Source organism: Lysinibacillus sp. BSL11 (assembly GCF_052928325.1).
Window position 1 is genome coordinate 181,845 of record NZ_JAVGCX010000006.1, and the last position, 16,957, is coordinate 198,801.

General features: G+C 35.2%; 17 protein-coding genes. 1 reads left to right on the plus strand and 16 read right to left on the minus strand.

The window, feature by feature from the left end:
• Positions 1-270 precede the first annotated feature (270 nt).
• The 8 genes from RCJ95_RS09145 to RCJ95_RS09180 form a co-directional block, all read right to left on the minus strand.
• Positions 271-858, minus strand: a complete 588-nt coding sequence (locus RCJ95_RS09145) for a hypothetical protein (protein WP_446722144.1) — start codon at positions 856-858, stop codon at positions 271-273.
• Between the two features lie 339 nt (positions 859-1,197).
• Positions 1,198-2,691 carry a hypothetical protein gene (locus RCJ95_RS09150; RefSeq protein ID WP_446722145.1) on the minus strand — a complete coding sequence of 498 codons (1,494 nt, stop codon included), beginning with the start codon at positions 2,689-2,691 and terminating at the stop codon, positions 1,198-1,200.
• Positions 2,692-3,158: 467 nt separating this feature from the next.
• The gene (locus RCJ95_RS09155) at positions 3,159-3,791 is read right to left on the minus strand and encodes a hypothetical protein (protein WP_446722146.1); all 633 of its coding nucleotides are present in this window, start codon (positions 3,789-3,791) and stop codon (positions 3,159-3,161) included.
• Positions 3,792-3,850: 59 nt separating this feature from the next.
• A complete protein-coding gene (locus RCJ95_RS09160) occupies positions 3,851-4,396 on the minus strand; it encodes a hypothetical protein (protein WP_446722147.1) in 546 nt (181 codons plus the stop codon).
• A gap of 605 nt (positions 4,397-5,001) precedes the next feature.
• On the minus strand, positions 5,002-5,853 hold the full coding sequence (locus tag RCJ95_RS09165; protein ID WP_446722148.1) for a hypothetical protein: 852 nt from the start codon (positions 5,851-5,853) through the stop codon (positions 5,002-5,004).
• A gap of 1 nt (position 5,854) precedes the next feature.
• Entirely contained in the window at positions 5,855-6,619 is a 765-nt protein-coding gene (locus RCJ95_RS09170; protein WP_446722149.1) for a hypothetical protein, read from the minus strand.
• Positions 6,620-7,452: 833 nt separating this feature from the next.
• On the minus strand, positions 7,453-7,794 hold the full coding sequence (locus RCJ95_RS09175) for a hypothetical protein (protein ID WP_446722150.1): 342 nt from the start codon (positions 7,792-7,794) through the stop codon (positions 7,453-7,455).
• Positions 7,795-7,798: 4 nt separating this feature from the next.
• Positions 7,799-8,113, minus strand: coding sequence for a hypothetical protein (locus tag RCJ95_RS09180; RefSeq protein WP_446722151.1), 315 nt, complete (start codon positions 8,111-8,113; stop codon positions 7,799-7,801).
• A gap of 204 nt (positions 8,114-8,317) precedes the next feature.
• Between RCJ95_RS09180 and RCJ95_RS09185 the strand changes: the two genes are divergently transcribed.
• The gene (locus tag RCJ95_RS09185) at positions 8,318-8,719 is read left to right on the plus strand and encodes a 23S rRNA (pseudouridine(1915)-N(3))-methyltransferase RlmH (protein WP_446722152.1); all 402 of its coding nucleotides are present in this window, start codon (positions 8,318-8,320) and stop codon (positions 8,717-8,719) included.
• A gap of 118 nt (positions 8,720-8,837) precedes the next feature.
• On the opposite strand, the gene rlmH is transcribed toward RCJ95_RS09185, so the two are convergent.
• From rlmH to yycF, 8 genes are all read right to left on the minus strand, one after another.
• On the minus strand, positions 8,838-9,323 hold the full coding sequence (rlmH, locus tag RCJ95_RS09190) for a 23S rRNA (pseudouridine(1915)-N(3))-methyltransferase RlmH (RefSeq protein WP_446722153.1): 486 nt from the start codon (positions 9,321-9,323) through the stop codon (positions 8,838-8,840).
• Positions 9,324-9,413: 90 nt separating this feature from the next.
• A complete protein-coding gene (locus RCJ95_RS09195; RefSeq protein WP_004233391.1) occupies positions 9,414-9,578 on the minus strand; it encodes a CxxH/CxxC protein in 165 nt (54 codons plus the stop codon).
• A 244-nt stretch (positions 9,579-9,822) separates the two neighbouring features.
• On the minus strand, positions 9,823-11,118 hold the full coding sequence (locus tag RCJ95_RS09200; protein WP_320939292.1) for a S1C family serine protease: 1,296 nt from the start codon (positions 11,116-11,118) through the stop codon (positions 9,823-9,825).
• 166 nt (positions 11,119-11,284) lie between these two features.
• Positions 11,285-12,073 carry an MBL fold metallo-hydrolase gene (locus RCJ95_RS09205; RefSeq protein WP_048395252.1) on the minus strand — a complete coding sequence of 263 codons (789 nt, stop codon included), beginning with the start codon at positions 12,071-12,073 and terminating at the stop codon, positions 11,285-11,287.
• Complete coding sequence (locus RCJ95_RS09210) at positions 12,073-12,897, minus strand: two-component system regulatory protein YycI (RefSeq protein WP_257520865.1); 825 nt, start codon at positions 12,895-12,897, stop codon at positions 12,073-12,075. The genes RCJ95_RS09205 and RCJ95_RS09210 overlap by 1 nt, the downstream gene beginning before the upstream one ends.
• Complete coding sequence (locus RCJ95_RS09215; protein WP_221682460.1) at positions 12,884-14,209, minus strand: YycH family regulatory protein; 1,326 nt, start codon at positions 14,207-14,209, stop codon at positions 12,884-12,886. Before RCJ95_RS09215 ends, RCJ95_RS09210 begins: the two co-directional genes overlap by 14 nt.
• Positions 14,206-16,071 carry a cell wall metabolism sensor histidine kinase WalK gene (gene walK / locus RCJ95_RS09220; RefSeq protein ID WP_221682461.1) on the minus strand — a complete coding sequence of 622 codons (1,866 nt, stop codon included), beginning with the start codon at positions 16,069-16,071 and terminating at the stop codon, positions 14,206-14,208. Before walK ends, RCJ95_RS09215 begins: the two co-directional genes overlap by 4 nt.
• A 5-nt stretch (positions 16,072-16,076) precedes the next feature.
• Complete coding sequence (gene yycF / locus RCJ95_RS09225; protein ID WP_221682462.1) at positions 16,077-16,790, minus strand: response regulator YycF; 714 nt, start codon at positions 16,788-16,790, stop codon at positions 16,077-16,079.
• Positions 16,791-16,957 lie beyond the last annotated feature (167 nt).

Below are 16,957 nucleotides of genomic sequence, written 5' to 3' on the forward strand. Positions count from 1 at the left end.
CATAGTTTAAACAGTTGCCTCCATTCAGAGATATTGAATAATTGGTCTACCTAAATGCTTACCCTTCAATACGAGCCCCCATTTCATATAAGTGTTCGTATGGTAGCGTACTAAATCCAAAAGTACAATTCTTTATTCTTTTTTAGACGGGCGAAAAGGTTTATTTTTAAAAATTATTAGACCTTATTATCAAAAAAAGAAAAAATCCCATAAGCCGAAGCTTTTGGGACTCCTTACCCTATAAGTCACATCTATAAATATAAGTAACTATTAAAATTCCTTTAATAAATCTAATACATCCTCACGGTTCTGGTAAATATTAACTTGAATACCTATTCCAGTTGCCGCAAATTTTAAAACCCTTTGTATTTCCTCTATTGTAATTATGCCAATATGCCAGTCCAAATTTGGCGTAACAATTGCCAACAAAATTGTTCTCTTTTTATCACCAGTAATGATACCTTGCATTAGGTTTTTTATAATAAGGTTTCGTACATCATTCGTAAAAGCCGTCTCTAAGTAAACAGTGTAGAACATTACCTCTTCTATTTTGGCATTTCCCCTGTAGAGCTCAAATTCATGGGTAGCGTCAATAATCCCACGTTCTACCCCTATGCTTGGGAATACGTTACATTGAACCCTTACACTATTTGGAACCTTCTCATGTAAATAGATATTGCTTGGCTCAGGAACTAGGGAGCTAAGTTGATTATCTAGAAAGTATTTTGAAAGAATATTATAGGCAACCAATGTCCATGTATGGTCGATATACTTCTGCTCGAGATAATAATGCAAAACCCCCTTCGATATACTGTGAATGCCATCTACTATAAAGCTGTGTGATTTGACTTCAAACATTGTGCCCACTCCTTTGGATAAATAATTAAGGTTTACAAATGTAAAACTTACAAACAATCTAAACAAATGTGTTAACTCTGATTTAATTTATAAAAGCGAAAGATATAGCTTACCAAACCTATACCTGCTTTGATTTATAATATAGCTCTCTAGAAGTATCCAAAATTAAAAAGAGAGTACAGATTAATTCTGACTCTCTAAAATAAGTTTTAGGTTTGTAAATGAACACTTCTTGAATTTGAATTCATTTTTGTTTTCGTTTTTCCTATAATAATAAAGAAAATCCTACATCATTTCCTAATTTAAAAAATTATCCAAAATCAAATCTTTTACATTTTCCTACTGATTTTTCTTATCCATTAATGGTGCAAATCGTGTATACTGCAGCTTAATTGTTGCCAAACCATTCTTGTCTATGTGGTTTATATAAATTATTGTCCTCGGCATTTTAGCGTTAAAACTAGGAATCGGTAATTTAATTTCACCTTTCAAGTATCTTTCTAATTTTAGTGATAAAACAAATTCTTTCTTCTCATCATCGCATACACAGCTTCCACTATACTCATCCTGGAGTAAAAGATACATTAATTCATATTTAGAGAGGTTGAACTCCTCTCCTGCTGCTACAGTGCGATAGCTAATGTCAGTTGTGGCGTTTATACCCGTTTCGTGATTCTGATGAATATCTATTATTGGTACTTGAATGGCTATATCTGAAAGGAGCGTAAAACCAATGTTCTCAAATTTTTCTCTAAAACCAGCAAAGCTTACCAATGCTAAAGTATTTACTACTTTGAGGGTGCTTGATTTACATCCTATTAATTCTCTACGTGTATCCTCCATTGAAAGAAAAAGCTCTTTGCCACGATTCAATAATTCTTCTTTATTCTGAGCTTTATGCAACGGAAGGCTACCCGACAAACCTAATTCTTCTTGAAGTGCCAGAGACCATATTATATGCTTTGGTAAGTTTAAATGTTTGCTATCATTGAAACTTGGACTCTGTGTATTGTTATCCGCAACACCTTTTCGTTTATTCCTTTTTCTCTTACTAAGTAGTGGCTCAAACCGTTTGTATTCTTTTCTAATTACCCATTCCCCATCCTCAGTTCGTACATCAATATCAACCATGGTTTCCCTAGAAGAACCATTATTTCTCTCGAAAATAATAGTTGGGGTAGGCAGCTTAGCATCTTTACGTTTAAATGGTTGTGTTTTTGAATCTTTTTTATCCCCTTCATTGTCCATCAACTTATAAACTTCCCCATACGCATTAGCCTTAACTGAAAGATAAGCATAAAAATCCTTTCCATCCTTATGAGCGCTTAATCTACCATTATATTCATCTCCTGTAATTAAATACATAAACTCATACAAAGTTAGGGTAAATTCTTCCCCAGCACTTACCATCCTGTAGTCAAGATCTTCATCTGGGTCAATTCCCGTCTTATTATTTTTAGTTACATCCTTTAGATAAGGAACTACAATATCAATATCCGATACTAATCGTACTCCTACTGGTGTGAAGCTATCAGTATTTTCACCATTTACTTTTCTACTTCTTTTTTTTGATGCCAAACCAAGTTGGCATATAAAATGTAAAGTATCTGACTTGCTACCCAGATTAGCTTTTTCTTCCTCAGTCATTTCTTTTATTAATCTGTTACCTTCGGCTATTAGTAGGGCGTTTGCTGTTGTTATTTTATAGTACGTATCTCCTACTTTATTTTTCGTTGTCGATTTAACTGTTGGCTCACTTCTTTTTTTCTGGCTCTTTTGATTTGATAAATTATTTACTGGTATACTTGGTTTTCCCATTTCATAGTTACTCATTATTGATTAGCTCCCTTTTTCCTCTATCTTATCAAGGAGCAATAATTATTGGCAATACACCCATACTATTCCTTATATGAAATTGGTTACTGAGGAACCGCTAAACAAAACATGGTTCCACCCTTATTAGAGGGCATACTCTTCAAGTGCCATTGCTATTTGAGAGTTTAAATTTTGTAATTGTTTCGTTTTTAAGTGATAACTTTTGAAACAATTAATTTTGAAAACTTCCCGTAGCCCCAGTTACAGCAACGTTTTGTTTGATTTTATAAAGCATATGATAACTTTTGTCCTTTTTGATAACTTTTTCTTATAACTTTTTAATAAAATATACAGCTACCGAATGATAACTCTGATTTTTACAACTTGATTGGTCATTATAAAATGTAAATAAAAAATAGCAAGGATTGAATAGGCAGACCACCCTTGCTGTTTTTTACAATCAAACACAAAATGCTAGTTTGATTTTATTTAATTTTTTTATCATCGGTTCCCTTGAGTATTTGAAGGTTGTAAACTGAGTTATTTTTCGATTTTTCATAGGCAACAATATGACGAAGTTTATGAGTAGGAGAATTCCCTACACATAAATTGAGGGCTAGGATACCCCATTGCATTAAGGCAATTAACCAGTGAACTCGTATAGAATCTGCAAAGTTGTTATCAAAACGTACAGCTGGAACACCTTTGTAATCGATACTTGAATCACCTGAAAAATAGGTATAGTTTTTTATTCCGAGATGCTTTACATTTCCGAAATCCAACTTGCCCTCTAAAATAAGAAAATGCTCCTCACCAGTATTATTATCAAACGCTAGGATGTTATCATCTACAACTTTAACCGTGTAAAGTTTACTTTTGATTTTATATACTTGTCCATTAATCATGTCTATTACCAAATATTCATCAGTCGTTTTGCTTTTCTTTCGGCTTACGTAGAATTTCCCTTTCTGAACCTTTATTTTCATAGCATTAATTTTTGCCATCTCGACTACTCTGGCATTATCACCGAAAAGCAAGATGTAATTGTCGGTCTGATCAGTCCCCTCTCTTTGCAAGCGGTTAACTTCTCGTAAATAACTATGGATATCTTTATACATTTTATATTTCCTCCTAAGTTTTGACCCTTTGATTTGTTTTTTATGAAAGTCCTTAATAATTAACTGAATTCACGTACAAGCCGATAGAACTTATGCACGTCTATTTTTAGTTTCTTGGCTGCCATTTCCGCCTTTAGAACATGATTCTTGTAGTCTATGAATACCTGATAAAAACCATCTGGAAATACTTCTTGATTTTCTCGATGCTTGATTTGGTTCTCAGCTTTGATTTCAATTGCACCTCTAATTTTGGTTACATCCCTACGGAGATTGAATATTGCTTCCAAGGTCTTAAATCCCCCATCGGTTAATAAGATTTCCTCTCCGCGTGTTGGATTTAAGAGATTCAGCTTTACCCCTTTATTGCGAAAAATGCATAGGAGATTATAGACCTCGTCTAAATCTTCACTTATCATAACTAGACTTGGCAGGATGACTTTATCATTTTCCTCTACTTCTTCTATTAAGATATTAAACTCTGCATAACTAGAACAGCCTCGATCGGTTGCTAAGTCGATGTAAAACTTATCAGCTTTAACTACGCTTTTGTACAGTTGAGCCTCGCTATGCTTTTTCGTGCAAAGGTATCCGATTGTTTTACCCATTACTCTCACCCTCTTTACATTTACTCAGCTTCTATACCGTTAATAGAAAATTTCCTATGTCCTGTATTTATAAAATTGTTTCTATTGAAGATGATGGGATAGATTAGCTGTTATAGTAATTAAACTTTTTATGTCATCTCAACTCGCCCTTCGTATAAAATTTCAATAAATATTTGCAAAATGTCGGTAGGAACTTGTTAAAGAAACAGTTTGATTTAAAAGGCACAAAAAAAGAGATTTTTACAAATCCCTTTAATTAAAATATATAAATAAATAAGCAATACCCCTGTGAACGATTTTAACCACCGAATTTGACGAGAGTGGACAAAAGTAAGGGGCGAATAGCCTACCGCCCCTAGAAACGATTTGTAGGCAGATTTGAAAGGGCAATTAAATACCCCTTTTAATACATAATTTTCCCAAGAGTATTTACATAGCACTATAATTACCTGTTCTTATTACTAATAATTTTAAGAATTAGGATTTCAATGCACAGTAATATTCAATTTAATAAACTATTACTCTTAAAATCTTAAATTCACCGAATACTAGACATCCTATTTTCACCCAATTAAATTTGGGTTGAACGGGTAAGTGGGTGACTATTACTCTTTTATCTGCTTGGGTAACAAATACAAAGGTATTTTTACGTTGGTCCAAATGAATTCGGGTTGTTTTTCCCCTGATTTCGCTGCACTGCTTTTTGGAATGTCACCAACGTAATATTTGTTCCAGCCCTTGTCCTCACTTAGATATTCATAGATATCGTTATCAGTTCCACAAAGAAAAATTTTCATCTTAGCCTTCTCAATTAATCTAACCATTTCCTCGTGTTTCCATCTTGGAAATGAATCCTCGTAGATATCTGAATCCACGTAAGGCGGGTCCAAGATGCATAGAAAATCGCTTCTGTGTCCATACTCCTCAATAAAGAACTTGTAGTCTGCTTGGGTTATTGCAACATCTTGTAATAACGGCACTAACTCTTTGTATCTAACTAAACTGTCATAGCTAATACCCTTCTCAGCATTTTCTTTACAAAAACTTTTTCTGTCTCCTGCTCGACTATATTCTGCAATAATAATCGTAAGTGCTGCTGATTCAAGCATAGGTGTATCTTCGAAGCGTTTTTCCTTACGAGCTTTTTCAAAGTCTTCTTCGCTCTTAATTGTTTTTTGCAGTTCCCATGTCAAGTTCACTAATTCTCTCGCACTACCCCAATCAGACAAACAAGCCATAACATTTGAGATACCGTTATCTAGCTCATTATATAGCCTGAAAGGTACTACTTTTCTATTTAATTGAGGAACGAATTTATTGCCTCCTCCAAATAAATCTAGAAAACCATTAATTCCATAGGTTCTGCATATATATCTGATAATCGGAAGTAATACTTTCAATAGGCGGCTCTTACCGCCTATTGTTTTGAGTACTTTTATATATTTAACATCAAACATTCTACTTACCTCCTTCAGACAAAACTGATTCATCAATTTTAAAGATATAACAGTGTGGAGCATAACCAGTTCGTAAGGTAACTTTCTTTCGATTTTCAGATGAGCCTGGAAAAAATAACCCTCTCTTAGCTAAATCACCTAATATAGCATTAAGTCTTTTAGTGTTGTTAACTTCTAAAAGGTCACGTAACTTTGATGCCTCAAATGCGATAGCATATTCACCATATTTAGCTTCTTCCTTAGGTTGGTCTAATCGAACTCCGTCATGTTCAGCTCTATAACCCCCCAAAGTCTTAGATGGGAATACAGATTCATTTTCAATTGCATGCTCAACAATAGCACGATAAACATTTTCAGCTTCATCATTATTTGTGAGTTCAGTAGTTCCTAAAATATGTTGCTTATACCCCTCATCATTTGAAATGATTAGTTCAGCTACCTTAAGACAATCAACATACTGTATAAATGCCTCAAGTTCATCTGGATGAAATCTCCCCCTATTTACTAACTCCCTTATCAGTTCTTTTTGTTTTTTCTTGCAATAAAGGTCAGAACAAAGGCAGTAAATTGGATTAGTATTGCCCCATTTGCTTGTAAACTTGGCAATATAGACATTACCAGTGAATTCAGGATGTTCTTCAAGTAGCAGTTCTACTTTCCAATCAGTTTCTACTTCTTTGATACCATTTGGGAATTGAATATCCCTCTGTGGTAATACCCCATTTTTTACTTTTACTTGGTTCTTTACAGATTGATTTTTACTCATTAATACCATTCCTCTCTAGTAGAATTTTTTTGTTTCTACTTAAAGAGCAAATCTCTTGAAAATCACCCCAAATGTATTCATCTCACCCCGCTAATAAATAAAAATGAATAAAAATTTCACTTATACCATCATTTTTTTAAACTCTTACTGCACTATGTCTTTTTTCATAAAATCAAAATCATTTTAAAAACTTTTTTTGAAGTGATGACTGTGACCTAATTATCAATACGAGTAATTGGGTGAGTGGGTGTTCGGTTATTGTGAGGAATGTTAAAGATGTAAAAAGCTATTCTCAAGATGGATGGGAAATTTGAAAATGGCTGAGTTACTTGGGTTTGCGTGGTGTGGGGTAAAATGTTGTTGTTCTCTGGTTTGTATTTATTTTTGCTCAGTCTATCTCTAGTTTATATATTTCTAATCGCCGACTAACTGTTAATTCATTTTTACTTTGGATTCAAGTTTCAGATTTCTTTTAACAAATGGGTGCTCGGGTGTTTGAGTGGAAAAGAAGGATGTAGGTTGGGATGGGTAAGCTAGATACAAGAAATGTTATAAATTCTGAGTTGCTTGAGTTCGTTTGGTGTGGGTGAAATATTATTGTGTACTCAGTTTTTACTGTTTTATTCAGACTCTCTCTATCTACTATGTATTAGCTCAATCAATCACTCATAATTGATTTTATTCTCATAAACATATTTTCAATAATCACTGATTTATTGGAATACCCGTGCAAAACGTACGTTCTCATTAGGGAAATAAAAACTTCAATTAATTGTTTTCGAAACCCTTAAATACTCAATGAATAAAAATAAGATGCCAATTTTTATGACATCTCAGAATATATCCTCATATTCTTCATCCAACAAATCCAATGAGAACTGTTTATACTTATCTATGATTAAAAAGACTTCATGAGTATTGCTAGAAAAATCAATATGTAATGCATCCAATGATTCCCCTACATAATAAATATCGATATCAATCTTTCTGTTCCGGATTCGGAACCATTCCTCTAGTTCTTCAAATAGCAACACAACAAGCTGCAGTTGTTGCTGATTTAAATTCCATTGTATCGAGTCATCATAACCTTGGTCAGTATCAATCTTATCGAATAATGGCTTTCCCTTTGCCCATGGGAACTTATCTAAAATAATTTTTCGAGACAGATTGACCATTTTGTTACTGCTCCCCAAGATATATTGCTCGGTGTTTTTCAAATATGTCATCTACCTCAGGAACCCCACATATCTTCTCGACAAAAACATGACCCTGGACCTCTTTAATTTCGACTATTACAACCTCAATTGGCTTGTTTCTTAACAAATACCAAGCTTCTACCTCTTCAAGCATAGCGTGTATCAAATTCAGTTGAGCTTGATTGAAAGACCAAGGCATAACATCACTGAAAAACCCCTCATCAGAATCATCAATCACTAAATCGACTGGTCTTGCCCAATGGAAACGATTATGAATACTTTCCTGAGTTATTTGCATTTTTACTCCTCCCTATCCAATTCACATTTGAATTTTTAGTTTGTTGTAATATAACTCGGAAGGAAGATGAGTTAAAGTAAATAAACATGCGTTTTTTACTTTGTTTCACTGTTTTCATTCATAATTCTAGCGTGACTTGTGTTTCATCTTAGAAATACAGTAGTATGAATAGTAGCAATAAAATAATGTAACTGGGGTTTTACGATGAATATTAAAATTTACATTGTTGGAGATAAAATTGAAAAGACATATCTCGAAGGTATAAAGGAATATGAGAAGCGTTTGAGCAGATACTGTAAAGTAAAATTACAACACTTTAAGAATGAAGAACAGCTCTTAAAAAAAATTTCAGATAAGACCTATAAGATATTGGTTTCTGTTATGGGAACAACGGTAACATCAGAGGAACTCGCTGAAAAAATAAATCAGTTAGGTATAACAGGCAAATCAGATGTAACTATTATAATCGGTGCTGATAATTTACCCCATGATGATTTATTAGCCATTAGTCCAATGGAAATGGACTTAGGAATTAAAACACTCATCATGTTTGAGCAAATTTACCGTTCATTTCGCATTCTCAATAATGAGCCATACCACAAATAAAAGGTGACCTATTAAAGTCACCTTTTCCAATCATAACGCCCGATTTACATGAGTAATAACTCCATTTTTCATATATAAGGTAAACTCAACTGACTCAGTATAATCGATAAAGTTTGTTTTAGGGTTTGGTGTGGTAAGCATCACCCTTCATAATCCTAAAACTACGGTAAATCTGCTCGACTAGCACAAGCTTCATGAGCTGGTGAGGAAGTGTCATCTTACCAAAAGATTGCTGCTCATCTGCACGCTTTAACACATCTTCATGTAGACCGAGCGAACCGCCGATGACGAAGGCGATTTTGCTTTTGCCGTAGGTCATGAGGGATTCAATATCGGCAGCCATTTGTTCGGAGGTTTTCATTTTGCCGTTGATGGCTAATGCAATGACGTAAGCATCTGGGCTAATTTTCGCCAGGATGCGTTCGCCCTCTTTTTTCTTGACGATATCCATTTCAGCTTCACTTAGTTGTTCAGGTGCCTTTTCGTCTGGCACTTCAACCAAATCGATTTTTGCATAGCCGCCAAGACGTTTTACGTACTCATCGATCCCCATTTTCAAGTACTTTTCTTTTAGTTTGCCGACTGATACAATCGTTATATTCACACGTTATCCACCTTTACAATTCATTTACAAACAAATTATCCACAAAAGTTATCAACATATCCACAAGCACTCTCTATATATTGTGTAAAGTTATTTACTTGATACAATATATTCTGCTGCCTGTTCACAGTAGCTACACTTTGTGGATAACTTTTTATCCTCTTCGATTTTATCCATAATTGGGAACACTTTTTGCTCTGCTACAAACATGTCTAAAGCGTGATCTATATGGCTTTCACAGCTGTACTTTTCCATTTTTTGATGTCTCCTTATTTTCCGAAATTTCCACAAACTTATTCACAAATCAGTCTATGTTATCCACAATCTATTGTAACAAAGTAATAGCATGTATGGAAGAAGTGCCTTTTACTCCCGATTTACTGTGTGGAATTAGTATTCACAATTTTCTAGTTATCCACAATATTTCATAAAAGTATTTTCTCCATCCTCATAAAAAAAGCGATGGAGATTGATTAGATCTCATCGCTTTTCATCTTCTTTACAATGTATTACCGTTTGTTAATGTTAGTGATAGCTCGACTAATTTACCTTGACGGTACACTTTTAATGTTAGCTTATCACCAATTTTTTTGTCATTATATAAATGCTTGCGTAAATCTATAGTTGTTTCGATTTTTTGACCATCCATCTCTACAATAACATCGTATTGTTGAACCCCTGCTTTTGAGGCTGGTGAGTTATTCATGACATCTGTTACAACAACGCCTGTTGTCACCTCTGCAGGTAATTTTAATGTTTGTTGTTGATAGAATGATGGCACATCTGTTAAATCTGCAAGTGAAACTCCCATTGTTGGACGTTTCATTTCTCCATTTTTCTCTAGTTCCTCGATAATTGGAATAGCTGAATTAATTGGAATAGAGAACCCTAAACCTTCAACTGAGGATTCAGCAATTTTCATGGAGTTAATTCCTACTAATTCTCCAGCTAAGTTCACAAGTGCTCCACCACTATTTCCTGGGTTAATCGCAGCATCTGTTTGCAATACTTCTTGTTGCCAATCTTCTGTGCCATCACCATTTAAGTCTACTGGTACAGAACGGTCTTTACCAGAAACAACACCAGTTGTCACAGAACCATAGAAGTCTAAACCAAGTGGGTTACCAATGGCAATCACTGTTTCACCTTGTTTTAATACATCTGAATTCCCGAATGTCGCAACGGTTTTAACATTTTTAGAGTCAATAGAAATAACTGCAAGGTCCGTCCAAACATCGTGACCCACTAATTGAGCCGGTTCTTTTGTTCCGTCTGGCATTGTGACCTCTAACTGCTTTGCCCCTTCAATAACGTGGTTATTTGTGATGATAAAGGCTTTATCACCTTCAATTTTATAAACAACACCTGAACCGCTTCCTGCTTCTTTTGTTGTCGTTGATGGTGGGCTCCAAAAACCTCCGCTTGTTACTTCTTGAATATTTGTGATACCAACAACTGCTTGTGAGGCTTTATCAACTGCAGTTGTCACATCTGTCGTTACTTCTGTAGCTACCTGATTAATTGTTGTGCTATTTTTTCCTGTATTACTTGTTGTTGTTCCAGGCATTTGGCTTACAAGTCCTGGTAGCATAAGCCACACAAGTAAAGCACCTATAATGACACCGACCAAACCACTAAAGAAATAGCCGCCTTTACCTCCGCCACCTTTCTTTTTCATGCGCTTAGTCTGCATTTCTTGCTCCTCACGCTCTAGTCTTTCTTGAAGAGGTGATTTCGGTACCTCATCATTTTTTAGGAAATCACTGTTTTTATCATCATCTTGGAAATAGCTCATGATCCTCATCCTTTCCTTTGAGTGCTATCTAATTAGTTGTTACCCTAATCTTACGATTCAAACATTAAAATCAGATGAAAAACAAATAAAATAGGCATAAAAAATAGCCGTTCAATGCATTTTTTATGCATTGAACAGCTTCAAATTTTGTCTAAATAGCCTCTGATTAAACCGTAACCAATTTCGTCGGTTCTTCTGCATCCGTATCAAATAGATGAACATGCTCACCAACAAGGATGCCACAAGATTGTAAGGTTTGTGCGACACTCATACGTGCTAGCTCTTTCATATTATTATCCTTACTCAAATGTGAAAGATAAATATTCGTCGTCTTATCAAATACAACCTCACTCATTGCAATTGCTGCATCCTCATTAGATACATGTCCTACATCACTTAAAATGCGACGTTTAATAGACCAAGGATAACGTCCCATTTGAAGCATATTGACATCATGATTACTTTCAAAGACAAATGAATCAGCGCCTCGAATAATTCCTTTCATACGATCACTGACATAGCCTGTATCAGTAATAATGACAAGCTTGCGATCATTTTCATGAAAAGTATAGAACATTGGATCTGCTGCATCGTGTGAAACAGCAAAGGATTCAACAGCTAAAGAACCAAAATGCTTCACTGTATCCATTTCAAATTCAAAACGTTGCTCTACAGGAATGTCCCCAATAAGCCCATCCATTGCCTGCCACGTTTTGGCGTTTGCGTAAATTGGTACATTATATTTCCGTGCCAGTACACCAATTCCTTTAATATGATCACTATGCTCATGTGTAACAAAGATACCACTGAGTTGCTTCATATTACGGTCGATTTTTGTAAATAACTGCTCCATCTTTTTCCCACTAAGACCCGCATCAACGATAAAAGCATGATCGTCATTCTCTACATAAATCGAATTCCCTGTACTGCCACTTGCTAAAACACTAAATCGCATTATTCAACTCCCCAGTCTTCTTCTTCGCTCTCTTGCTTGTCCTCCTGGATTTCGATGACTTTACCTTCTACTGCATTCACAAAGTACTCCTCTTTTGTCCCATCAGATAATTTCACCTGAACTTCCCATGTTGGCACCAGTACCTGAGTACGTGTCAATTTAACAAGCGTTGAGTAACCTAGTTTCATTTGTGTAATGCGAGAATCTGGCTTGAGCGGTCCTTTCGCATACAAAGTTTGAATAATTTGAAGTGGTGGAATAACGGTTTCCTGCTGTTCCATTTCTTCAATGTTATCAATCATTGTTTGCTCATACATTGTTACTTCGTTATTAGCATTCCATTTTATTTTTAATGAACCACTATAATAGAACATTCGATTGTTTGTCTTTTGGAAAAAAATTGCGACTCGTTCTTCGCGGTCTACTTTCCACAAAGCATAAGATTCACCTTCAATGATGTTTGCCAGGACAAAATCTGTAAAGCTTGCGTCATCACTTACATTACGTAATTTAACAGGCCTCATAAAAATAACACGAGCCTTTGTATTATTATCATCCTTCAATTTAACTTGCTGGTTACTATTACTAAATTCGTCTGGTGTGAATTTATGCACTTGAGCTGTCATATACGAAGCAGATTCAATATTATTTGGTAATGTGCCATAGGTAATATTATCATCCTTTAAACGGGCTTCTATTGTTCTTTCACCCGGTACCTCAATATCTTTTGCTTCATTATAGCGATTGACATAAAGTGAATACAAGAAGATGTTCAGTATTAAAAAAACGAATATAAAAATAGATTTTGTTCTATTCCAATCCATTTTTAACACCTCCTAATACTTCAGGAGTCAGTTTAGTCCATGTACCATTCCGAATAACAAACCAACAAGGTTCAAATATAAATATATTCTGTTCTTGATTTTGTGTTAAATAATAGCCCAAGACGATTTCATCGATATCAGACAGAGGAATACTGTTAGCGCTTTTTAATCTCTCTGCGATCTCCGCACCTGATGCTAATTCTTTGATTTCTTTCTCCAATGATATATCCATATCCAATGAGAAGTATGGACGCTTGTAATGGAAAATTCGACTATCTCCCCAAATCGTTGTCATTCGTGTAATAACATGATTGCTATAGACAGGGAAACCTTGCAAATACATTTGATAATCTATTTGATTTTTATTGGTATTGGATGAAGTATAGCGGAAATCTGCCGTAAATCCTCCATGCTCATTAATAAATTCAAAGCTATCCTTTAAAAGCTTGGATGGCTCGACTCTAATACTACTTTCTGCAGCAGGATAAACATAGTTTAATGATTTAAGATTTGTTTCTAAGGTCATTAACGACATACCATCTGTATATTTTTCAGAGGATGCACTTTCCACATTCCGCTGCACAATATTTGGATCTGGGAATAGCACATTTTTAAATAATTCTGGCGTAATATCCTCAATAAAATATGTATATTTTACAGATTCAATATTACTGTTCGCCAAATAAAGAGATGTATAGCCTTCTCTCTCTACTTCTTTAAAAACCTCATATTTTTTTGCAGGCTCTATGACTTCCTGTATAAATTGATTCATGTTTGGCACACTGACATGTGAGCGGAATAATGATTGGTTATTGCCACTAATGTAATACAACATTAATTCTTTGCTATTGTAATTACTCCAATCTATAATCATACGATTGAACGTTGTTTCTGGTAATTCCTTATCTGTGAACTGAAAGGTTGTGTTAAAAGCTGAAAATGGAATCTCTCCCGTAAAAAAAATTGTCATTCGATGATCTGCGCCAATAATTTGATTCACATAGTTTGCAGAAAGATTATTGTTTACAGACACCAAATCTAAAACATTCCAGCCTTTAAATACTTTCATCATATCTTTCATAGCTGCATTAGAAACTGTGCCTGTAAACTCTTCTTCAGAACGGAAAATAGCCTTGTATGGTCGAATAATATCCTCCATATCCTTTTGCGGCTTAATTAAAATTTCCTCTCCCTCTGTTTTTTCAATATATTTATAATCAGGTGTATAGGTCCAAATTAAAAAAGTTAAAATCACACTCAGCATAACAAGTAGAAATAATACAACAGATTTAACTGGCTCTATATATTTCATTCCCACTCACCTGCCTCACCAAATTCATCTGCATCATATGGTAATGTGAAGAAAATTGTTGTACCATGTCCTTCTTCACTTTCAGCCCAAATCTTACCGCCGTGTGCTTCAATCATTTCCCGCGCAATAGCTAGTCCCAAGCCTGTTCCTCCCATAGAACGAGCGCGTGCACGATCCACACGATAGAAACGATCAAAAATACGGCCAACATTTTCTTTAGGAATACCCATGCCATCATCTGAAATCATGACTTTCAACATGTCATCCTGTCCCGTAAACCCAAAGCGAATATTGCCGCCATCTGGAGAATATTTAATAGCATTGGAAATGATATTATCAATAACTTGTGTGATTTTATCCGTATCAATTTCTACATAAAAGGATGTTTCAGGGAATAATCGTTCAAATTGTACCTTGTCAGACTTAGACATTTCAAATCGGTCAATAATGCGGTTAAAGAATGAATTAAATAAGACAATATCTTTATTTAACTCATAATCTGAACTATCCATTCTTGATAACTGCAGTAAATCATTTACTAAACGAATCATACGCTCTGTTTCGGTTTGTGTCACATTTAAAAACGTAGGAGCAATATTTTCATCTTTCCATGCACCATCTGCAAGTGCCTCTAAATAACTGCGCATTGTTGTTAATGGCGTTCTTAACTCATGTGATACATTTGATACGAATTCCCGACGATCCATTTCAATCTTTTCTTGCTCTGTTATATCGTGCAAAACAGTAATCAGACCATTAATAAAGCCTGTTTCTTTTTGAATAACAGAGAAATTAGCACGAAGTATATAGGGGGCATCTGCTGTACTAAAGTTTAAATTCACGGCATCATTCATATGAATTAAGTCTTCAAAACTATATTCCTGATCAATCCCCAATACCGAGGCGATAGGACGCCCTAATGTAATATCTCTTGAAATATGCAGTAATTCCAATGCAGGGTCATTGATGAGAATAATACGTCCCTTACGATCTGTTGCAATTACACCATCTGTCATATTACTCAGAACTGAATCTAGCTTTCGACGTTCAGCTTCTGTGGTCGATTGGGCTTCCTGCAAACGGTTGGTTAGATGATTAAAGGTGATGGCTAGCTGGCCGATTTCATCTGTACCATATACACGTACCTTTCGAGAATAGTTCCCCTTCGCCATTGCCTGAGCCTGCTTTCGCATATCAGCAATTGGCTGTGTAATTGTTCTTGCCACAAGAATACCTAAGAAGATGGTAATGACCAAGGACATTGCGGTACCACCAAGGAAAATCTGATTAATATCATTCATTTGTTCAAAAACTGATTCAATATTGGCTTCAATATAGAGTACACCAATGATTTCATCGTCTGGTCCTGCACCCGCACGAATGGGATTCGCTAAAACCCACACACGATTTCTCGTCTTATTGTCCAGCTTAATAATATCAAACAGTGTTTCGGCAGATATCGCTCGACGTACAAGGTCAGTATTAGAGCGCTGACCTATTAAATTCTGGTTTTCAAGCTCAGATGTTGCAAGTATTCTTTGTCTATTGTCAATGACACGAATTTCTAAAATATCACCATTTGAAACATCCCTTAAACCAGTAGAAAACTCCATAACAATTGACTTTAGGCTCTCCTCTAGTTTAGGCATGCTTTCATCGCGTTCCTTTAAAATTTCCTCACGAAGACTATATTGCATCAAGTCAACTCGCTGAAAAATGGAATCTTGGAAGTTGCTCTTCAAATTTCTTTCTAACTCACGAGCGAAATAGATACCGATAATTTGTAAAGCAAGCAATATTAATAAAATATAAATCAGCACTAGTTTTACATGAATGGATTTAAAGAAGCTCACTTTCTGCATTCCTATTACTCCTGTTCAGGATTTCGTAAATAATAACCTACACCACGTCGCGTGACAATCCAAGCGGGATGACTAGGATTATCCTCAATTTTTTCACGTAAACGGCGAATTGTTACATCAACAGTTCGTACATCACCAAAGTAATCATAGCCCCATACTGTTTGTAGGAGGTGCTCCCGTGTCATTACTTGTCCAATATGTTTCCCTAAATAATGAAGTAACTCAAATTCTCGATGTGTCAATTCAATTGCTTCATCACGCTTCATTACTAAATAGGCATCTGGTTGAATAACAAGCGAACCTACGACAATCTCATTCGACTCTTCCTCAGCCTCTTCTGTAGCTGGAGCGACTACTTGTAAACGGCGCATATTGGCCTTTACACGTGCAATCAGCTCTCTTGTACTAAATGGCTTTGTGACATAATCATCTGCACCCATCTCTAATCCTAATACTTTATCAATTTCAGAGCCTTTAGCTGTTAGCATAATAATCGGAAAATCATATTTTTTACGTACTTCTCTACAAACTTCCATGCCATCACGCTTTGGCAGCATAATATCTAAAAGCATTAAATCTGGTTGCTCTTCCTCTACTTTCTTTAATGCCTCATCACCATCATAAGCACAAATAACTTTATAGCCTTCTTTTATTAAATTAAATTGCAAAATATCTGCGATTGGTTTCTCATCATCAACAACTAAAATTGTTTTATTCATACATACTCTCCCTTTCGCTTCTTATCTATTCTTAAACAATGTGTATTTGTAAATTCACTACTCTTAACTCTATCATGCTTTCGGATTCTATGCATTAATCGATATTCAATCCCTCTATTACTGTGACAAAAAGCGATGTAATTCAACAATTATTTCTCGGGAAATAA